The sequence below is a fragment of the Marisediminitalea oceani genome (genome assembly GCF_003731635.1).
In the GTDB taxonomy this organism is placed as follows: domain Bacteria; phylum Pseudomonadota; class Gammaproteobacteria; order Enterobacterales; family Alteromonadaceae; genus Alteromonas; species Alteromonas oceani.
Genome location: NZ_RCUA01000022.1, coordinates 24688 through 41233, shown reverse-complemented (window position 1 = coordinate 41233; position 16546 = coordinate 24688). Strand labels below are relative to the sequence as shown.

The window sequence follows — 16546 nt, the reverse complement described above, 5'->3', positions numbered from 1 at the left end:
GACAGTGGATTATTAATTTCGTGGGCGATACCCGCAGCCATACGCCCGATACTGGCGAGCTTTTCATTGTGTGCCAATGCCTGTTTGGTAGATTTAAGCTCCAGCAGGGTATCCCGCAAACGGGTATATTGCTTCTTCAGGCTCGACTCAGCCTGCTTACGCTCCAATAACACCGTAAGCTGCTCGGCCGCTTTATTGATAATCGTGATCTGCTTCATGGAAACCCGATCCATCTCCTGTTCGGGGATCAGGTAAAGCAATAAACATACTACCCGTTTATACACCACGATAGGGAAAGCCAGATAACTGCCAATACGAGTTGTTATTAGTTGGGTGACCGGCTCCAGCCCGCCGCTTTCATCGAGCAGGTGAATTTGCGGGTGCTGCTCTTCAATTGCCTGGGCAAGGCTGGCCGGCAACCCGCCCTCTGATAACAGTGACTGCAAGGTTTTTACCAGCTCTTTGCCGGCAATGTCGGAATTACGCACTCTAAAACACGATGTGTTTTCCAGGTGAATTTCAAAGCTGCAGTGGGCATGGCACAACCTTGCAAGCGCGTTCGAGAAGGTAGAAAGCAGTGCGGTGAGCTTTTCGTCGCTACGTGAAAAACGAGTGATACAAACCAACATTTCTGTTTCTGCATCGTGCTGACGATAAGTGTTTTCAATATACTCAAAGGTAGCCAACTCACGTTTAAGCACACTGGCATTAAACTTTGCTTTCGCTTCAGACGCCGTTAGACAGGCATTGATTTGGAATTCTTCCAGCCAGACTACTTCGTCGAGTTGCTGAGTAGGGTTATGCATGAGAATGATGCGGGTATCCTGGTTAGCCAGTCCCTGCCGAATATACTCAGCTACCGACTGACAAAGAGAGATATCATCATCAGAGCCCACGCAGAGTATTACCAATGAGGGTTTGCAACTGCGCAGTTTCTTTTTAGCGTTTCTCAGGCTGGTTAGATTTTCGCTGTCCATGGTTCTATCCGGCAAAAATGCCGCTAAGTCTGGACTTTGACCAACTAAAAACACCGGATTTTCCATACGTTTACCCAACACAACCGTTTCTGAAAATTCTGCTATATTTGAAAGATAGTCGTTGCCGGCTGTTACGCAAACTACTGCGCAGTTGCTAAAAGAGGAAAATTAAAAATGAGGTTAGTGAGATTGGTGTATTACAGCCATGCCTCGCGGGAGATGTCACTTAGCGATCTTAAATCTATTCTCGACACCGCCCGCCGTAACAATCAGGCCCAGGGCATTTGTGGAATGCTTTCCTACGAACAACAGTATTTTTTGCAGGCACTGGAAGGCGAACGCAGCGCCGTTAACGAGCTTTACCTGGATATTGCTGACGATCCCCGCCATGACGAAATCACTATTATCAGCTATGAGGAAATCACCGCCCCCATTTTCAAACAGTGGAAAATGGGCTACGCCGGCGGCAGTGCCGAGTTTACTAAATTGCTCAAAGAGATGGGCCAGACTGAGTTCCTGCCGGAAACCATGAGCCCTCAACAGGCTTTTCAATTTCTGCAACACCTTGCTGGCAATCAGGACAACCTTTAGGGCATAGTTATTAACTAAGCAACTTCACCCTGTAAGTCAGGAGCCATTTTGCCCAACGCACCAAGCTTCTCATCGGTAGAACAGTACATCGCCGCACAGCCCGAGGAAAAACAGCTGGTTTTATCGCAGTTACGCCAGGCAGTAGTGGCGAACCTGCCAGCCGGGTTCCACGAATGCATCAACTGCAACATGATTGGCTATGTGGTGCCTCATCAACTGTTCCCGGCGGGATATCATTGCAACCCCGAATTGCCATTGCCCTTTATGAATCTGGCGGCACAAAAAAGCCATTACGGCTTTTATCATATGGGCATCTATGCCATGCCTGAGCTCGAAAGCTGGTTTCGGGGCCGTTACGCCGAAGTTGTGCCTACCAAGCTGGATATGGGTAAGAGCTGTATCCGTTTTAAAAATCCCAAACACACCCCCTACGACTTAATTGGCGAGCTGGTCAGCAAAGTGAGCGTTGATGACTGGATATCGGTTTACCAGTCATCAATAGTAAAAAAGACTTAATAGCGCCCTGGGAACACTATCTGCCAAGCTCATCCCGCACAATTTGTGCACCAGCACTCAACGCCGCTAATTTACCGCTGGCGATTTGGCGAGATAACGGTGCCATGCCGCAGTTCGTGCACGGATAAAGCTTATCTGCATCAACAAACTGTAATGCTTTGCGCAGCGTATTGGCGACTTCTTCCGGCGTTTCGATGGCATTGTTAGCAACATCGATAGCACCTACCATCACTTTTTTACCGCGGAGCAATTCAATTAACTCCATGGGCACCCGTGAATTGTGGCATTCCAGCGAAATCAAGTCGATATTCGACTGCTGCAGTTTAGGAAACACCGCTTCATACTGGCGCCACTCAGCTCCCAGGGTTTTCTTCCAGTCAGTGTTGGCTTTGATGCCATAGCCGTAGCAGATATGCACCGCGGTTTCACACTTCAGGCCTTCAATGGCTCTTTCCAGTGCCGCAATTCCCCAGTCATTCACTTCATCAAAGAAAACGTTAAAGGCAGGCTCGTCGAACTGGATAATATCCACGCCTGCAGCTTCCAGTTCTTTAGCTTCCTGATTGAGAATTCCGGCAAACTCCCAGGCCAGTTTTTCACGGCTCTGGTAATGAGCGTCGTACAGGGTATCAATCATGGTCATCGGGCCGGGTAACGCCCACTTTATTGGCTGGTTGGTGTGCTTACGTAAGAACCGGGCATCGTCAACAAAGACCGATTTTGTTCTGGCCACCGCATCCACCACTACCGGTACACTGGCATCATAGCGGTTGCGAATTCTTACGGTTTTACGGTTTTCAAAATCCACACCACTAAGATGCTCAATAAATGTGGTGACAAAATGCTGACGTGATTGCTCGCCATCACTAACGATATCAACACCTGCGCGGAGTTGGTCCTGCAACGACAACAGTAGCGCGTCCTGCTTCCCTTCCACCAGCGCCTCACCCTCCAGCTTCCAGGGTGACCACAGGGTTTCAGGCTGTGCCAGCCAGGCTGGCTTAGGCAAACTGCCGGCGCTACACACGGGTAATAAGTTTTTCATAGTAAGCATGCTTTCCGATTATTAGTTAGTGTAATTGGCAGACCATTGCTCCAGCACGGCCTGATAAGGTTTAATAAAATACTGTTCGGCGAATCGCCCCTGCTCGATGGCAAGCTGACTGCGCTCTTCACGGTCATACACTATTTGAGTAACGGAATGATCCGGGTGTTTAAGATTAGGCTTATACCGTTGCCCGGCCACGGCATTGGCGTTGTAAATTTCTGGCCGGTATATCTTTTGGAAAGTCTCCATAGTGGCTATGGTGCTAATTAACTCCAGGTTGGTGTAGTCGTTCAGCAGATCGCCAAAAAAGTAAAAAGCCAACGGTGCAACGCTGTTTGGCGGCATGAAATAGCGCACTTTCAGGCCCATTTTCTGAAAATAAAGTTCGGTAAGTGACGACTCGTTTGGCTGATACTCAACACCCAGTACCGGGTGGGTATTCTCGGTGCGGTGATAAGTTTTGCTGTCAGACACGCTCAGACAAATCACCGGCAGCTTAGCGAATGCCTGCTGATATTCCTGCGAATTTACGAAGCACTTGAACAGCTTGCCATGCAGGTCGCCGAAATTGTCCGGGATGCTAAAGCCTTGCTGGTTTTTATTATGATTAAGCAGCAACACACTAAAATCATAGTCACGCACGTAAGAGGAGAAATTGTTGCCAACGTTGCCGTTAAGGCGCTCGTTAGTTTGCTTATCAACAATGTAAGTTTGCAGCATTTCGATGGTAGGAAAAGTTTGTCCGCTGCCATCGATATCAATGTCTACCGAGATAATTTCCAGCTCTACGTTGTAGCGGTTGCCGGCCGGATTATCCCAGCTAGCCAGGGCGTTAAAGCGGTTATCTATCATCGCCAGAGCGTTACGCAAGTTCGCTTTGCGGTATTCACCACGAGCCAGGTTGGCGAAATTAGTAGTAATCCGTGTGTTGTCTGATGGACGGTAATCTTCATCGAAACAAACGCGCTTTATGGTAAAGCTAAAATCATCTTTCATGGTCGTCTGCTACCCTGCTCAAATAACGAAAAACTCCCTAAACACTATCTGTGTTCAGAACCTGAGAGAGTTATACGCGCCGATTCACATGAATAAAAGTGACTTTATTTCATTAATACATGAATATCACTCATACTTTAATGCATTACGATTGGAAAGGAGATTAATGGCCAAACCGCTCCAGCGCCTGTAACAGGTGCTGATTAAACTCATTGGCCAGCTGGCTTTGTGGGGCTATGGATTCAAAGGCATGAAATGCACCGGGCACAGTGTAAAGCTCAGTAGCAATACCTGCAGCCTCTAGCTTTTTGGCAAAGGAGCAGTTTTCCGCATAAAACAAATCCAGTTCTCCCACAGCGATGTACGTGGGAGGTAAACCGCAAAGAGTGCTCGCTCTGGCGGGTACATGGTGACTGGGTATTTTATCGCTGCCGGGGGCTTTGCCGAGGAAAGTGCGCCAGCCATAGTGATTATGTTCGGCTGTCCATAAATACCGTCCCTGATGTGCTGGCGGCATCACAGTACTGCCGGTTCTGTCGTCCAGCATAGGATAAAGCAAGGCCATACCGGCTAAATTAATCAACTTATCGGCGGCACAGCGTAGTGCCAAATTTACCGCATGGCAGCCACCGGCACTCACGCCCAATAAGCTGATTTGGCTTACTTCGATAGCCAGCGTAGCGGCTTCTGCCATGAGCCAGTTCAGAGCAGCCTGATGCTGTAGTTGTGCCTCCTCGGGCCCCACTTCGGGCGCGAGCCCGTATTCCACCGATACCACTACGCAATTCAGTGCTTTGGCTAAACTTTGCATGCGCGGCAGCGAATTCTGGCAATTGCCCATTACCAGCCCACCACCATGAAAGTGCAGCACCGCCGGCCGCGCTGGGGTATCGGCATTGGTATTAATTAACCAAAGCCGAAAACCCCGGTATCCCGCCCCATCCGGCACTTCAACCACCTCAAAAGGCACATCCTCAAGGGGCTTGCTACCGCCTACTCTGGCCCGTTTGCGATAAAAGCCCAGATTAGCGCCGTTTAAAGGCGGCGATTGTTCGGTAAGCTGCATCAAAGCATCAAGTGAAGGTAATAATTCATCTGCAACCAGCGGATCGGTAATGGCCATGTGTGTTCTCTGTGGTTGATATACGATGGTGACATCCGGACTTTATGCGTTATTCAGTAATGGTGTTTTACCGGGCACTGCATGCTGCCTGCCCTTGAATTGTTATACTATAACGCCACTTTCTAGCGAACCAGTATTGCTACTGCTTAGCAGTGTTTCATTTTTTAAAGCGAAAGAGAAGTTATGAGCCAGAACACCCCGTTGATCCCCACCAATATCATTACCGGCTTTTTGGGAGTGGGTAAAACTACCGCCATCAATGCGCTGCTGGCTAATAAGCCAGAGGGAGAAAACTGGGCCATTCTGGTCAATGAGTTCGGGCAGGTGGGTATCGATCAGGAAATGTTACCCGACCAAAACGGCCTGCACGTTAAAGAGCTGGCTGGCGGCTGTATATGCTGCGCCCTTGGCGCGTCACTGGGTAAAACGGTGCGCGCCCTGATTGAACAGGCCAATCCCGACCGGCTGATCATCGAACCTACCGGTATTGGCCATCCTGAAGGGATCATCGATACGTTAACCGGCCCTGCGTTTCGCGATAAACTCGATTTACGCGCCACTATCTGCTTGCTGGACCCGCGCTCTCTGGGCGAGCCAGAGGTGATTAACAATGAAACCTTTCACGACCAGTTAAACCTTGCCGATGTAGTACTGATTAACAAGTGCGATCTGGCCAGTGCAGAGCAGATTGATGCCACAGAAGATGGCCTCAATGCTATGTTTCCGCCCAAGCAATACGTGGGCCGCACCACTCGCTCGGTTATCGACATAGCGCTGCTTGACGTAGTACGAAATGGCGAGCTTAAAGCGCAGTTTCCTGAGTCTCACCAACATCATCACGCTCATCACAACCACGATCACCAGCATGAGCATTCACATGAACATGGCGACCATGCCCAAAGCGCTGCGCCGGGTAAGCCAGTGCGAAAAACCGGTGACGGCAATGGCCTGTTCAGCTGTGGCTGGATATTCCACCGCGATGATTGTTTTGACTACTGGCAGCTCGAGGCCCTGCTTAATGAACTCGACCATATCAGTCGTATAAAGGGTGTCATTAAAATCGGTACGGTATGGGTGTTTTATAACCGCGTAAAAGACGAACATGACTTCGATAAGGTGGCCTACCGACGTGATAGCCGCATCGAAATTATCAGCACTCAACCACTCGACTGGCAGCAAATTGAACAGGCAATGCTGGCGTGTTTAATGTCTTAAAAAAAAGCCCCGCAACAGCCGGGGCAAGGAATGGATGGGAACATCCTGCAATGAGTTCAGTTTTAAAGTAAGTATTAACTTACAAATACTTACTTTTTAAATTTCAGTCAGTTATTGATTAAGTGCCAGCTCTTTCTCGGTTTTAAAGCCAAACACCTTACGTAAAATAATGGTGGCCGGACAAAAGCCGGTAAAGCTTTGCTGAAACAGGTTGGCGCCAATAAAGACGGTAAACCATAAAAAGTTTTCATGCACAAACCAGGTGAGTGCTACAGACAGCAACACCATAAATCCGGCAAAAGCGGTTAACGCACGTTCTGCAGACATAACTAACTCCTAATAAAAGTAGCGGAAAGACGCATACACATTGCTGGCGTCGTTAAATTGTGAGTAAAAAGTGTGGGGCTCATCACCGTAAAACAGGTTAGCCCCGCCGTTTATCTGCCACTCATCCACCGGTGAATAGGTAGCACGAAACTTCATATAGCCGTCACTGTCGGTGGGCGAATAAAAGTTAAACCAGTTCAGGGTCAGCGTTTGCCTGAGCGCCCGGTACATCAACTGAGTCGTTACCACATGACGGCTTTCTTCCTGCTCGTACTGCGGCCAGTAAGAATTGGCGAGCAGCGCATCGTGATCAACAATATGCTCGGCGTACCACTGCACACTGCCGGTTAAATTGGCAACCAGCTCCTGCTCGTAGCCCACTAACAAGCGGTGCTGACTGTTCGGCACTAACGGGTTAGTGCCGTCGCCGTCTTCCATGGCATCGTGGTAAGCATATTCGAACTTGGCCAGACCCGGCCCTAGCGGCTTAACCGCACTGGCGCCCCATACATTTAACCGGCTGTAGCGAGGCAAGCCTTGCTCATCGGCGGCCATCGGCGTTTTGTTGTAGCCCCGATACCCGTAGAAGGCGAACTCGGTTTGCCCGACGGTTTTATACATCCGCAATGCCCACTCGGCATCATCCGGCTCGTTGCGCTCCAGTACGTCAAACGCCGGGGCGACATTCATTCCGAATTGCGGATTAAAAAAGGAAAAGTACTCACCAGTAATACCGTTGTCCGGCTCAAACTGCGGAGTAACCACCAGATCCACATTCACCCAGTCAAAATAGCCGGATAACTTGGCCGACAGGCTGGGCGCCTTTAAATACTCGTCGTCCCGACCAGCAAAGAAAGACTGGTAATCCTTGGGAAACATGTCATTTAAAAACACATAGTCGCCGGTGCCCCAGGTTAATACCTGCTGACCAATTTTAGCGTCGAACTTACTGCCCCAATCACCTAAGAAAGCCAGATTGCCCTGCCAGGCCGCTTCGCGAATTTGCACTTCCACACTGTCGAGGACGCCGTCGTAATACAGGTCACCCCGAAACGTCAGGGTTGACGCCTCCAAGGTATAGTCAGCCTGTAACTGCACCCGTAAATCCCGTAAGGTCTTATCGGTATTTATCGCCGGGTCGGAGCTTAAGCGCTGACCCAACGCAATTTCACCGAAACCTGCCCAGGTAAAAGATGATACTTCTTCGTTTTCCTCGAATTCATCAAACTCATCCCAGGCATCCCATTCATCACCGCTGGTCTGAGCTTCCTGAGCAGTCGATTCTCCAGAGTACAGTATCGGTGCTGCTACCAGGGCAGCCCAAATGACTGAATATGCGGCTAAAGATACGGCCAAGGATAAAAACGAATGGCGCATTATTTTATCCACTGCACTGGCGGGTTACGCAGGCTTCGCTCGGTGAACACATCATCCGGCAATCCCACGTTATATTCTGAGCCGCGAAACTCCATTAAGGTGTAACCGCCGTTAGCCAGATCAGACACTTTTGAGCGCAGTACGGTGGGGAAACCCTGTACTTCATCGACCTGCACCGATTCTACGCGGCGGTAATTGGTATCATCGCTTTTGTAGAAGTTAATCAGTACCGGTAAGGATGTGGCCTTGTCGATTTCAACGATGTAGTAAGCAAATTCCACCGAGCCAGGATCTTTAGGCACTGCTTTGAGTACGAAGCGATCGGCGTTTTCTTCAACCAGCGAGAAATCATCCTGGGATACGGCGCGACCAGACACGTCTTCATAGAAGAAGTGCGAGCCCACAAAGGAGGTGCGCTTATCGCCTGCTGAAATTCGTTTCACCAGGTCCAGCGCAGGTAGGTACAACCAGCGGTCGTCATCCACTTTGGTATCGGCGTGTTTTTCTACCCGGAAAACCGTGTCTTTTACGTCGGTAGGACGGGAGAAAAATACCATCATCTTCTGGTCGCCGTTATCTTCCACGTCCTTGCGTAAAATGGTGAACTGCCGCAACTGTTTACGGCCCTGACTGTCCACAATCATCATGCGGGCGTCAGAGCGACCGTCTTCACCTGCATAATAAGCTGCTTTTTCGGCCTGTTTGATCAGTTGGTCTACATCCACCTCTGCCATAGCGGGTGTCAGAAATGTCAGACTGGTGGCTGCCAGTATTGTCGCAGCCAGGGTTGTTTTAGCAAATTGTGTGAATTTCATAACCACTCCTTAATTCGCCGACTTAAAGACGATTTTACGGCCCAGACTCATCACCGCTGGCAATAACAACAGGGTTACCAAGGCGGAGATAGCCATAATGCTCGCAAGAAACACACCAACGGTGATGTATGGCACGAGCGGGGCAAACAGTAACGGGGTAAAGCCCAGCGCAATCACCAACGCATTACGCGAAATAGCAGTTGCCGGTTCTTCAAACATAATAGCCATAGTTTGCTGAACGCTGCCTGTATCGTTGAAAGTCGCCCGGGCACGCTCCAGGAAGTGAATAGCAAAGTCCACCGACAAGCCGAGCGTTAACGCGGAGAGAACCGCGATAGGCATGTCATAATCTTTACCAACAATACCAATCAGGCCATAAATGAAGGTAATAGTGATGGTAAGCGGCAACATTGCCAGTACACCGTATACCAACGATCGAAACAGCACTATCATCATCACAAACACAATCACAAAGGCGCCCATCAAGCTGTCGAGCATGCCGGCTACCATGTTTTCCTGCCACACCACGTTGAGGTAGGCTTTACCAGCCCAGTCGGCTTCAATGCCGGCAGGCAGTGGATTGGCGTCGATATAGTCACTTACCAGTTGCACTACGGCGGTCATATCCTGATTGTCGCCGCTGGTCAGCTGCAGCCATACCAGCGCTGCGCGGTAATCCGGCGTAACAAAGTGCCACAGATCGTTTGGCCGGTGTGACGACTGGTACTGCAATAAGGTTTGCGCAACAGCATTACTGCTGTCCGGTAACGCATAGTCTTTCTGCTCGCCTGAGCGCAGCTCACGATTAACCACTTTCACCACATCAGGCAGCGCATTGGACTTACCCACCAAGCCTGAGTCCTGCAGGGTTTGTTGTAGCTTTTCAATGTAGGCAAGCACCTCAGGGTTCTGAAAGGTTTTACTCTGACTGTTCGCTGCTTCTACTTTAGCCATCACCGCATCGAGATAGTCAGTTTCCTCGGTAGTGAGGTCATCAAACAGTTTGTCGTCGATGGCGAAAATCAGGTTTTGCAGCGCTTCGCCTGGAGCACCGTCCTGCACCGTTGCCAGCGTTTCATCGCGCCAGTCGCTTAGCGAAGCAGGCATAGCCTCGTTGTCCAGCATGCTTTGGGGCGTGGCCTGTTCAGTGCGGTCGGTTAATACCAGATAAGCATTGTAGGTACCGGCAAAATTCTCGTTTAATACGCGGTCTGCTACACGGATTTCGTGATCGGATTTAAACCAGCGAACCGGGTTATCGTTAATCTGAATTTGCGTAACGCCCCATACCGAGACCGCGAAAATCACACCAAACGCCACCAGTAAAGACCCCTTGTAACCTGTAGCAATTTTGCCCAGTCCGCGAGCGATACGAGCAATGCGTGAACCATCGCCACTGCCGTCCTGATGCAACGCTTCCTGCAAGTTATTCAACGCTTTGTCACTCATTCGGGACAGGTAAGCGGGAATAAACACAATGGTGACTAAAAACGCAAAAAGGATCCCAAAGCCCACAAAGGCGCCAAAAATCTGTACCGGTGGGATAGGCGTTAACATCAGCGAGAAAAAGCCAACTGAAGAGGTAATCGAGGTATATAGCATTGGTGTAAACAGGTGGCCAACCACCTCTTTAACCACCGCTTTTAGATCTTCGCCGGGTTTATAACGGTCGGAGAATTCCGACAGAATATGCACCGAATCGACCACTGCAATAGGCATCAGGAAGATGGCGATCATCGATGACATAATATGCACGGTAAACCCAAAGCCTATAAGCATGCCCATGGTAACGATAACAGTTGCCATGGCCACCACCATCGGCGCAATGATGAGCGGAATATTGCGGAAGAAAATAAACAGCAGAATAAAGATGGTCAGCCCCGCCAGTGGCGCAGAGATGCCCATTTGCACAAACATTTCAAAACCGAACTGGTCCTCGGCTACCGGCAATCCGGTGATATACCATTGCTCAGTGCCATCAAACTGATTGATGGTGGCGCGAATTTCTTCGGCGATTCGATAACTTTCGTTTTTATCCAGAATAGGCACGTAAATGGCCGCCGCTTTACCGTTTTGTGAAACAAGCGTGTCGTACAACAGTGGCAGGCGTTCAATATTGGTTTGAATTTGTGCCGCAGCGGCTTCATCAGACGGTGGATTTGGCATCATCCATTCAAAACGAATGGTGCCTGGTCCGGCCTGAGAAATATTGTCTACCGTGGAAATAGACATAAGATCGGCATCCACAACGCCATCAATTGCCAAAATTGACTCAGTTAAGTCAAAAATGTCAGTCAAAGATGACTGATTGTAAACGCCCTGTGAATTTTCATCGTCCACAACCCCGACGACGATGGCGTCGTACATGCCAAAATCGGCTTTAGTCTGGTTGTGAAAAACCCGCGCAGGATGATCAGCATCCAACATGTTCTCCGGGTCTGTATCGATGGTAATCCGTGGGATCTGGCTACCAACGCCGAGGGTCAAAAGCAGCAGTATGGCATAAACCCATAGTGGTTTTTGCGTACTGATTGCAACAAGCTTGCTGGATATACTATTCATAATCACCGTCGTTAAGACAATAAAACCTAATTTATAGCAGCAATATATGCGCCAAATCTAATATAACAAGTTTTTTTATTCGCAAGTAGCACTGAGCGGCTGCTAAATTCACAGAAAAATTCTTCTAACAAGCTGATATCAGGAAGCAAAGCACCGGTTCGTGTTAGACTGCCACCTCATTTATTTATTTTCGGTGCCCCTTCCTGACATGACCTTTCGCTTACTGTTCTTTTCGTTGCTTGCCACCGCCATGGGTCAGTCTGTGGTGATGACAACTTTGCCGCCGCTGGGTCGCGAGGTTGGGCTTAGCGAATTTAACGTAGCATTTCTGATGTCCAGCTCAGCCATGATGTATGCGCTGGGAAATGCATTCTGGTCACGGATTGGTAAGCGTCGTGGTTACCGTCGATTGCTTATTACCGGGCTTAGCGGTTATACCATTGGCACATTAATATTTGCCTCGGTATGGCTTACCGGTATTCAGGGCTGGTTAGTCGGCTCGGCTTTGTTTATCGCCCTTCTTTTTGCCCGCACAGCCCAGGCCACTATCATGTCGGCTACCCCGCCATCGGTGGTGGGTATGGCCATAGCGATCAGCAGCGAAAGTGAGCGAGTTAAGGCAATCAGTAAAGTGTCCTCTGCGCACAGTCTCGGGCAAATTCTCGGGCCAACATTCGCAGGGCTAATGGTTAGTTTTCATCTGTTGGCACCACTTTATGGCATTACTTTGTTGACCCTCATTGCGGTTGTGCTGGTCTGGCGTTTTTTGCCGCCGGAACATGGTCAACCTGCCAGTGTTACAGCCAGCAAAGCAATACAGCCCGGGTCTCGAAGTATACAGCCCTATGTACCACTGCTAATCGGCATGAACGCCAGTGTCTTTCTGGCTATTGCGATGATGCAGCAATCGCTGGCATTTTTCCTGATTGATCATCACAAACTCACCACTACCGAGGCCGCCCAGGCGGTAGGACTGGCGATGATGTTAAGTGCCATTTGCGCGTTAACCGTTCAAATCACGCTGGTTCAACGTACCAGCATGCATCCTGGCAACCTGGTTAAAATCGCTTTTCCACTGCTATCAATTGGCTATCTGATTATCTATCTTCATCAGCAAACCCCACACTTATATGTGGCCATGCTGTTTTTAGGCGGTGGATTGGGGATTAGCTACCCGGCCATAGCGGCACTGGCCAGTTCAAGCTGCAAACCAGAAAATCAGGCCACGGTTACCGGGTTTATCACCGCCTCGCCAGCCATGGGTTACATTATCGGTCCGCCTATTGCAGCAACCTTATATGGCATCGGGCACAGAATGCCTTTTATTGCCGCTTCAGTGCTGCTGGCGATAGTTACTGTAATCGCTATAACCCATTTGCGCGCCAGGCCGACGCCCCAATCCTCGCCTTTGGATTAACCCTACACTCCGTAGTTATCATCGTTGCTAAACAGCATAACCTTTGCGTCTTTTAGCTGCTTTTCCTGGCATTTTTGTGCCTTAAAAAACGAATAGAATGATTAGTCTAAAGTGCAATAAAGACAGGCTCTTCAAAAACGTTTTAGATTTTTATCGGTGGTCTTACTTGTATCCTTAAAATTAACTATATAGACTAGTCTGTATAGTTAATTGCGGAGACGATTATGAGCCGGGTAAGTGCGCGGGATAAATTACTTAAAGCAGCCGGAGAATTGTTTTACGACCATGGCATCACTGCCACCGGTGTAGATGCGGTGATCACCCGGGCCGGTGTTGCCAAGATGTCGCTGTATAATAATTTTAAATCCAAATCTGAACTGATTGCCGCTTACATCGATGCCCGCCATCAGGAATGGCTCGACCTGTTTGCCCGTCGCTCAGACAACTTGTCAAATGGCTGGGAACGGGTTCTCGCGGTTTTCGATGCCTATCAGGATCACGCCGAGTTCGACTATCAGAATGGCTTTCGCGGCTGTGGCTTATTAAACGCCGCCGCAGAAATGCCGGCAGATAGTGCTGAACGAGAAGCAGTCAACCGGCACAAGCAGGAAGTCAGGGATATCGTATTAAACCAGCTAAGTGAATTACCTCTGACCGAAGAAAGCGGTAATAGCGCTGCTGCACTGGCCGAGCATATTTGTTTTTTGCTTGAGGGCTCAATTTCACTTGCCGGACTGTCCCGTGACGTAGATGCCATTTCCCGCGCCAGAGCCATGGCAGACAAACTGATTGAGCGCGCCCTATGAGTTCTCAGCCAGGCTATTTCGTTGGCATTATTGCCGTGGTTATTGCCGCTGTACTGTGGGGTACCACCGGCACGGCGGCTACTTTCGCGCCTCAGGTCAGCCCATTAGGGATTGCTTCAGTAACCATGGGGGTTGGCGGCCTGTTACTGGCGTTGGTTGCTGCAAGGCCTATCGCCCGGCATAAAACCGCACTTTTTAACAACCGTTTGCTGGTACTGGCAGCCGCGATGAATGTCGCCATTTATCCCCTGGCATTTTACAGCTCCATGAAACTCTCAGGCGTTGCCGTTGGGAACGTAATCTCCATTGGCCTGGCGCCCATTGCCGCAGCGCTGATTGAGTGGACTTTCGATAAACAACCGCTAAACCGTAGATGGCTTATCAGTATTGCCTTCGGGATTACCGGAGTAGTGTGTCTGGCGACCGCTAAGCCCGCCAGCTCATTTGAAAGTACCGCCACCAGCTGGCATAACAGCGTCGGGATCCTGCTTGGTTTAGTCGCCGCTTTTACTTATGCCATGTATTCCTGGATAGCTCGCCGCCTGATTGACCGCGGCATAACATCCCGGGCTGCTATGGGCAGTATGTTTGGTCTGGGTGCCCTGCTGTTAATGCCCGTATTGTTCGTCACCGGCGCACCGCTACTCGCGTCAGTAAATAATTTTTCGGTGGGGTTATATTTGGCCGTGGTTCCTATGTTTTTAGCCTATCTGTTATTCGGCAGAGGCCTGACGGTTGTGCGCGCAAGTCTGGCCACCACTATCACACTGCTGGAACCAGTTGTAGCAGCCTTGCTGGCAGTCACAATAGTAGGTGAAAAGCTCTCCCTTACAGGCTGGTTTGGCATCGGCCTTATCAGCGCCTGTTTGCTTATCGCTACAATCAGAAGAAGAGTGAAAAGCAAACCCACGCCGTTACATCCGGTTAGCGAAAGCAGCACTTAGCCGTTACACTGATGGCACATTTACCCGCGTACAGATAGCACAGGAGTCGTTGCTGTGATAATGCAAACGCAACATCTGAATATGGCAGCCGTTGATAACCACAGTGCAGAATTGCTGGTCATTCTGGTGCCAGCCGGACAAACCGGCTTTCCTTCCCAGGCGTATCCGCCCAGCCTCGAAACCCTCATAGAACATTATAAAAAAATGGGTGACTGGCATTCAGAAAGTAAATACTTACTGTGCATAAATCCACCAGAATTTAAAGCTTTACGCATTTTGTTAGTAAACACTAATCTTGATATTGTAAAGGCTGATGCCAAGCGTATCAGTAATGTGGTTACCGACGTACTAGAACAACTAAACCAGGCCAAAGCCGACATTGTTATGCCACCCTCGTTACCGGGTGGCGAACTTCTCATCCAGGCCCTTTTTCATGCCTCCTATAAGTTTAGCGATTACAAAACCAAAACATCCCGGCGTGAAGAAATTAGCGTAGCGTTGCTGGTCAGCGACGACAGCTTAGATGAGTCATTGGATTATGCCCGGGCTTTACATAACGGCATGAGCCGGACCCGCGATCTGGCCAACATGCCGGGCAACCTGTGTACCCCCGGCTATTTTGCTGAATGTGCTCTGGCGCTTGACGAACAGTTTGCGACCATATCAACCGACGTTCTGGATGAAGCACAACTCACTGAACTGGGAATGGGCGCCTATCTGGCCGTTGGCAGAGGCTCGGTGCATCCAGGTTGTATGCCGGTAATTCGCTATGTAGGCGCAGAGCCTGAGGAGCCCGCAATCTGGGTCATCGGCAAAGGCGTTACTTTTGACAGTGGTGGGATCACCCTTAAAAAGCCGCCGGGCATGCAAAGCATGATTTACGATATGTGCGGCGGCGCGTCGGTAATAGGCCTGATGGCCGCCGTGGCTGAGCTCAAATTACCGGTAAATGTTACCGGAGTAATTGCGACCGCCGAGAACATGCCCGATGGCGATGCTTTCAGGCCGGGGGATATTCTCACCACCATGTCAGGGCAAACGGTGGAAATTATCAGTACCGATGCCGAAGGCAGACTGGTACTTTGCGATGCCATTACTTACGCCAAACAACACCAGCCAGCGCTGATTATTGACGTGGCCACCCTGACCGGCGCACAGATAGTCAGCCTTGGTAGTCATGCCAGTGGCTTAATGGGCAACTCACCGCAGCTCAACCAGGCACTGCAGCAGGCCGGTGATGAAAGTGGCGACCGCGCCTGGACCATGCCGGTATGGCCGGATTACCAGGATGCGCTGGACTCCCCTTTTGCAGATATGCGAAATGCAGGCAGTCAATCGCCAGGCATGATCACCGCCGGATGCTATTTAGCCCGTTTTGCCGGTAATACGCCCTGGGCTCACCTTGATATAGCCGGTACCAGCTTTCAGTATGGTACAGGCAATAGCGCTACCGGCAGGCCTCTGCCGCTGTTGTTACAATTTTTACGAAATTATAGCAACTTAAGCGCGCCGCAATGGTCTATAAACACGGACGCTTGTGGATTTTTACCCTAAAGGGATTATAAAAAGTAGTTCCAAAGTAGGATTTTTTTTTCGTGAGGCGAGTCCTACAATCACAAAAGTGTTAAAACGAAGTTAATAAGGAGCCCGTTATGTGGACTAAACCTCAATACACTGAAATGCGTTTAGGCTTTGAAGTTACTCTGTACATCAGCAACAGATAATAGCTTCATGCCCGGAGAGAGTTTTCCGGAGACGTCATCTCAACAAGACCTATAAAAGGTTGCGCTTTCGCTTAGTAGTGGTGCAGCCTTTTTTATTGGTAACGCTTT

At 49.7% G+C, this 16546-nt stretch carries 15 protein-coding genes and 1 pseudogene; 8 read left to right on the top strand and 8 right to left on the bottom strand.

The window, feature by feature from the left end; all coding sequences use genetic code 11:
• Positions 1-1058, bottom strand: a pseudogene (locus D9T21_RS08750) (hypothetical protein); the annotation flags it as partial.
• Positions 1059-1151: 93 nt separating this feature from the next.
• Here D9T21_RS08750 and D9T21_RS08745 point away from each other — a divergent pair.
• Positions 1152-1568, top strand: coding sequence for a BLUF domain-containing protein (locus D9T21_RS08745; RefSeq protein ID WP_123324629.1), 417 nt, complete (start codon positions 1152-1154; stop codon positions 1566-1568).
• 48 nt (positions 1569-1616) lie between these two features.
• The gene (locus D9T21_RS08740) at positions 1617-2084 is read left to right on the top strand and encodes a DUF1801 domain-containing protein (RefSeq protein ID WP_123324628.1); all 468 of its coding nucleotides are present in this window, start codon (positions 1617-1619) and stop codon (positions 2082-2084) included.
• 16 nt (positions 2085-2100) lie between these two features.
• On the opposite strand, the gene D9T21_RS08735 is transcribed toward D9T21_RS08740, so the two are convergent.
• The 3 genes from D9T21_RS08735 to D9T21_RS08725 form a co-directional block, all read right to left on the bottom strand.
• On the bottom strand, positions 2101-3129 hold the full coding sequence (locus D9T21_RS08735; RefSeq protein WP_123324627.1) for a methionine synthase: 1029 nt from the start codon (positions 3127-3129) through the stop codon (positions 2101-2103).
• Positions 3130-3150: 21 nt separating this feature from the next.
• The gene (locus tag D9T21_RS08730; protein ID WP_123324626.1) at positions 3151-4128 is read right to left on the bottom strand and encodes a DUF1852 domain-containing protein; all 978 of its coding nucleotides are present in this window, start codon (positions 4126-4128) and stop codon (positions 3151-3153) included.
• A gap of 163 nt (positions 4129-4291) precedes the next feature.
• A complete protein-coding gene (locus D9T21_RS08725; protein WP_123324625.1) occupies positions 4292-5251 on the bottom strand; it encodes an alpha/beta hydrolase in 960 nt (319 codons plus the stop codon).
• Between the two features lie 183 nt (positions 5252-5434).
• Here D9T21_RS08725 and D9T21_RS08720 point away from each other — a divergent pair, with 183 nt between their 5' ends.
• Positions 5435-6466, top strand: a complete 1032-nt coding sequence (locus D9T21_RS08720) for a CobW family GTP-binding protein (protein WP_123324624.1) — start codon at positions 5435-5437, stop codon at positions 6464-6466.
• A gap of 111 nt (positions 6467-6577) precedes the next feature.
• Here D9T21_RS08720 and D9T21_RS08715 read toward each other — a convergent pair whose 3' ends face one another.
• From D9T21_RS08715 to D9T21_RS08700, 4 genes are read right to left on the bottom strand one after another with little or no spacing between them, the layout of a single operon-like run.
• A complete protein-coding gene (locus tag D9T21_RS08715) occupies positions 6578-6793 on the bottom strand; it encodes a YgaP family membrane protein (protein ID WP_123324623.1) in 216 nt (71 codons plus the stop codon).
• A 9-nt stretch (positions 6794-6802) separates the two neighbouring features.
• On the bottom strand, positions 6803-8170 hold the full coding sequence (locus D9T21_RS08710; protein WP_241155669.1) for a hypothetical protein: 1368 nt from the start codon (positions 8168-8170) through the stop codon (positions 6803-6805).
• The gene (locus D9T21_RS08705) at positions 8170-8985 is read right to left on the bottom strand and encodes an outer membrane lipoprotein-sorting protein (RefSeq protein WP_123324622.1); all 816 of its coding nucleotides are present in this window, start codon (positions 8983-8985) and stop codon (positions 8170-8172) included. Before D9T21_RS08705 ends, D9T21_RS08710 begins: the two co-directional genes overlap by 1 nt.
• A gap of 9 nt (positions 8986-8994) precedes the next feature.
• The gene (locus tag D9T21_RS08700; RefSeq protein ID WP_123324621.1) at positions 8995-11547 is read right to left on the bottom strand and encodes an efflux RND transporter permease subunit; all 2553 of its coding nucleotides are present in this window, start codon (positions 11545-11547) and stop codon (positions 8995-8997) included.
• A 208-nt stretch (positions 11548-11755) separates the two neighbouring features.
• Between D9T21_RS08700 and D9T21_RS08695 the strand changes: the two genes are divergently transcribed.
• The 5 genes from D9T21_RS08695 to pqqA all read left to right on the top strand — a co-directional run bounded on the left by D9T21_RS08695 (position 11756) and on the right by pqqA (position 16438).
• Positions 11756-12964: an MFS transporter gene (locus tag D9T21_RS08695; protein WP_123324630.1), complete on the top strand. Its 1209-nt coding sequence runs from the start codon at positions 11756-11758 to the stop codon at positions 12962-12964.
• Between the two features lie 224 nt (positions 12965-13188).
• The gene (locus D9T21_RS08690; RefSeq protein WP_123324620.1) at positions 13189-13770 is read left to right on the top strand and encodes a TetR/AcrR family transcriptional regulator; all 582 of its coding nucleotides are present in this window, start codon (positions 13189-13191) and stop codon (positions 13768-13770) included.
• A complete protein-coding gene (locus D9T21_RS08685) occupies positions 13767-14714 on the top strand; it encodes a DMT family transporter (protein ID WP_123324619.1) in 948 nt (315 codons plus the stop codon). The genes D9T21_RS08690 and D9T21_RS08685 overlap by 4 nt, the downstream gene beginning before the upstream one ends.
• 60 nt (positions 14715-14774) lie before the next feature.
• Positions 14775-16268 carry a leucyl aminopeptidase gene (locus tag D9T21_RS08680; protein WP_123324618.1) on the top strand — a complete coding sequence of 498 codons (1494 nt, stop codon included), beginning with the start codon at positions 14775-14777 and terminating at the stop codon, positions 16266-16268.
• Positions 16269-16366: 98 nt separating this feature from the next.
• On the top strand, positions 16367-16438 hold the full coding sequence (gene pqqA / locus D9T21_RS23120) for a pyrroloquinoline quinone precursor peptide PqqA (protein WP_073324441.1): 72 nt from the start codon (positions 16367-16369) through the stop codon (positions 16436-16438).
• Positions 16439-16546 lie beyond the last annotated feature (108 nt).

What these genes read in the sequence shown, in the direction of transcription:
- D9T21_RS08745 (WP_123324629.1), top strand. Translation starts at nt 1,152, where the DNA reads ATGAGGTTAGTGAGATTGGTGTATTACAGCCATGCCTCGCGGGAGATG.
- D9T21_RS08735 (WP_123324627.1), bottom strand. Translation starts at nt 3,129, where the DNA reads ATGAAAAACTTATTACCCGTGTGTAGCGCCGGCAGTTTGCCTAAGCCA.
- D9T21_RS08730 (WP_123324626.1), bottom strand. Translation starts at nt 4,128, where the DNA reads ATGAAAGATGATTTTAGCTTTACCATAAAGCGCGTTTGTTTCGATGAA.
- D9T21_RS08725 (WP_123324625.1), bottom strand. Translation starts at nt 5,251, where the DNA reads ATGGCCATTACCGATCCGCTGGTTGCAGATGAATTATTACCTTCACTT.
- D9T21_RS08720 (WP_123324624.1), top strand. Translation starts at nt 5,435, where the DNA reads ATGAGCCAGAACACCCCGTTGATCCCCACCAATATCATTACCGGCTTT.
- D9T21_RS08715 (WP_123324623.1), bottom strand. Translation starts at nt 6,793, where the DNA reads ATGTCTGCAGAACGTGCGTTAACCGCTTTTGCCGGATTTATGGTGTTG.
- D9T21_RS08710 (WP_241155669.1), bottom strand. Translation starts at nt 8,170, where the DNA reads ATGCGCCATTCGTTTTTATCCTTGGCCGTATCTTTAGCCGCATATTCA.
- D9T21_RS08705 (WP_123324622.1), bottom strand. Translation starts at nt 8,985, where the DNA reads ATGAAATTCACACAATTTGCTAAAACAACCCTGGCTGCGACAATACTG.
- D9T21_RS08700 (WP_123324621.1), bottom strand. Translation starts at nt 11,547, where the DNA reads ATGAATAGTATATCCAGCAAGCTTGTTGCAATCAGTACGCAAAAACCA.
- D9T21_RS08695 (WP_123324630.1), top strand. Translation starts at nt 11,756, where the DNA reads ATGACCTTTCGCTTACTGTTCTTTTCGTTGCTTGCCACCGCCATGGGT.
- D9T21_RS08690 (WP_123324620.1), top strand. Translation starts at nt 13,189, where the DNA reads ATGAGCCGGGTAAGTGCGCGGGATAAATTACTTAAAGCAGCCGGAGAA.
- D9T21_RS08685 (WP_123324619.1), top strand. Translation starts at nt 13,767, where the DNA reads ATGAGTTCTCAGCCAGGCTATTTCGTTGGCATTATTGCCGTGGTTATT.
- D9T21_RS08680 (WP_123324618.1), top strand. Translation starts at nt 14,775, where the DNA reads ATGCAAACGCAACATCTGAATATGGCAGCCGTTGATAACCACAGTGCA.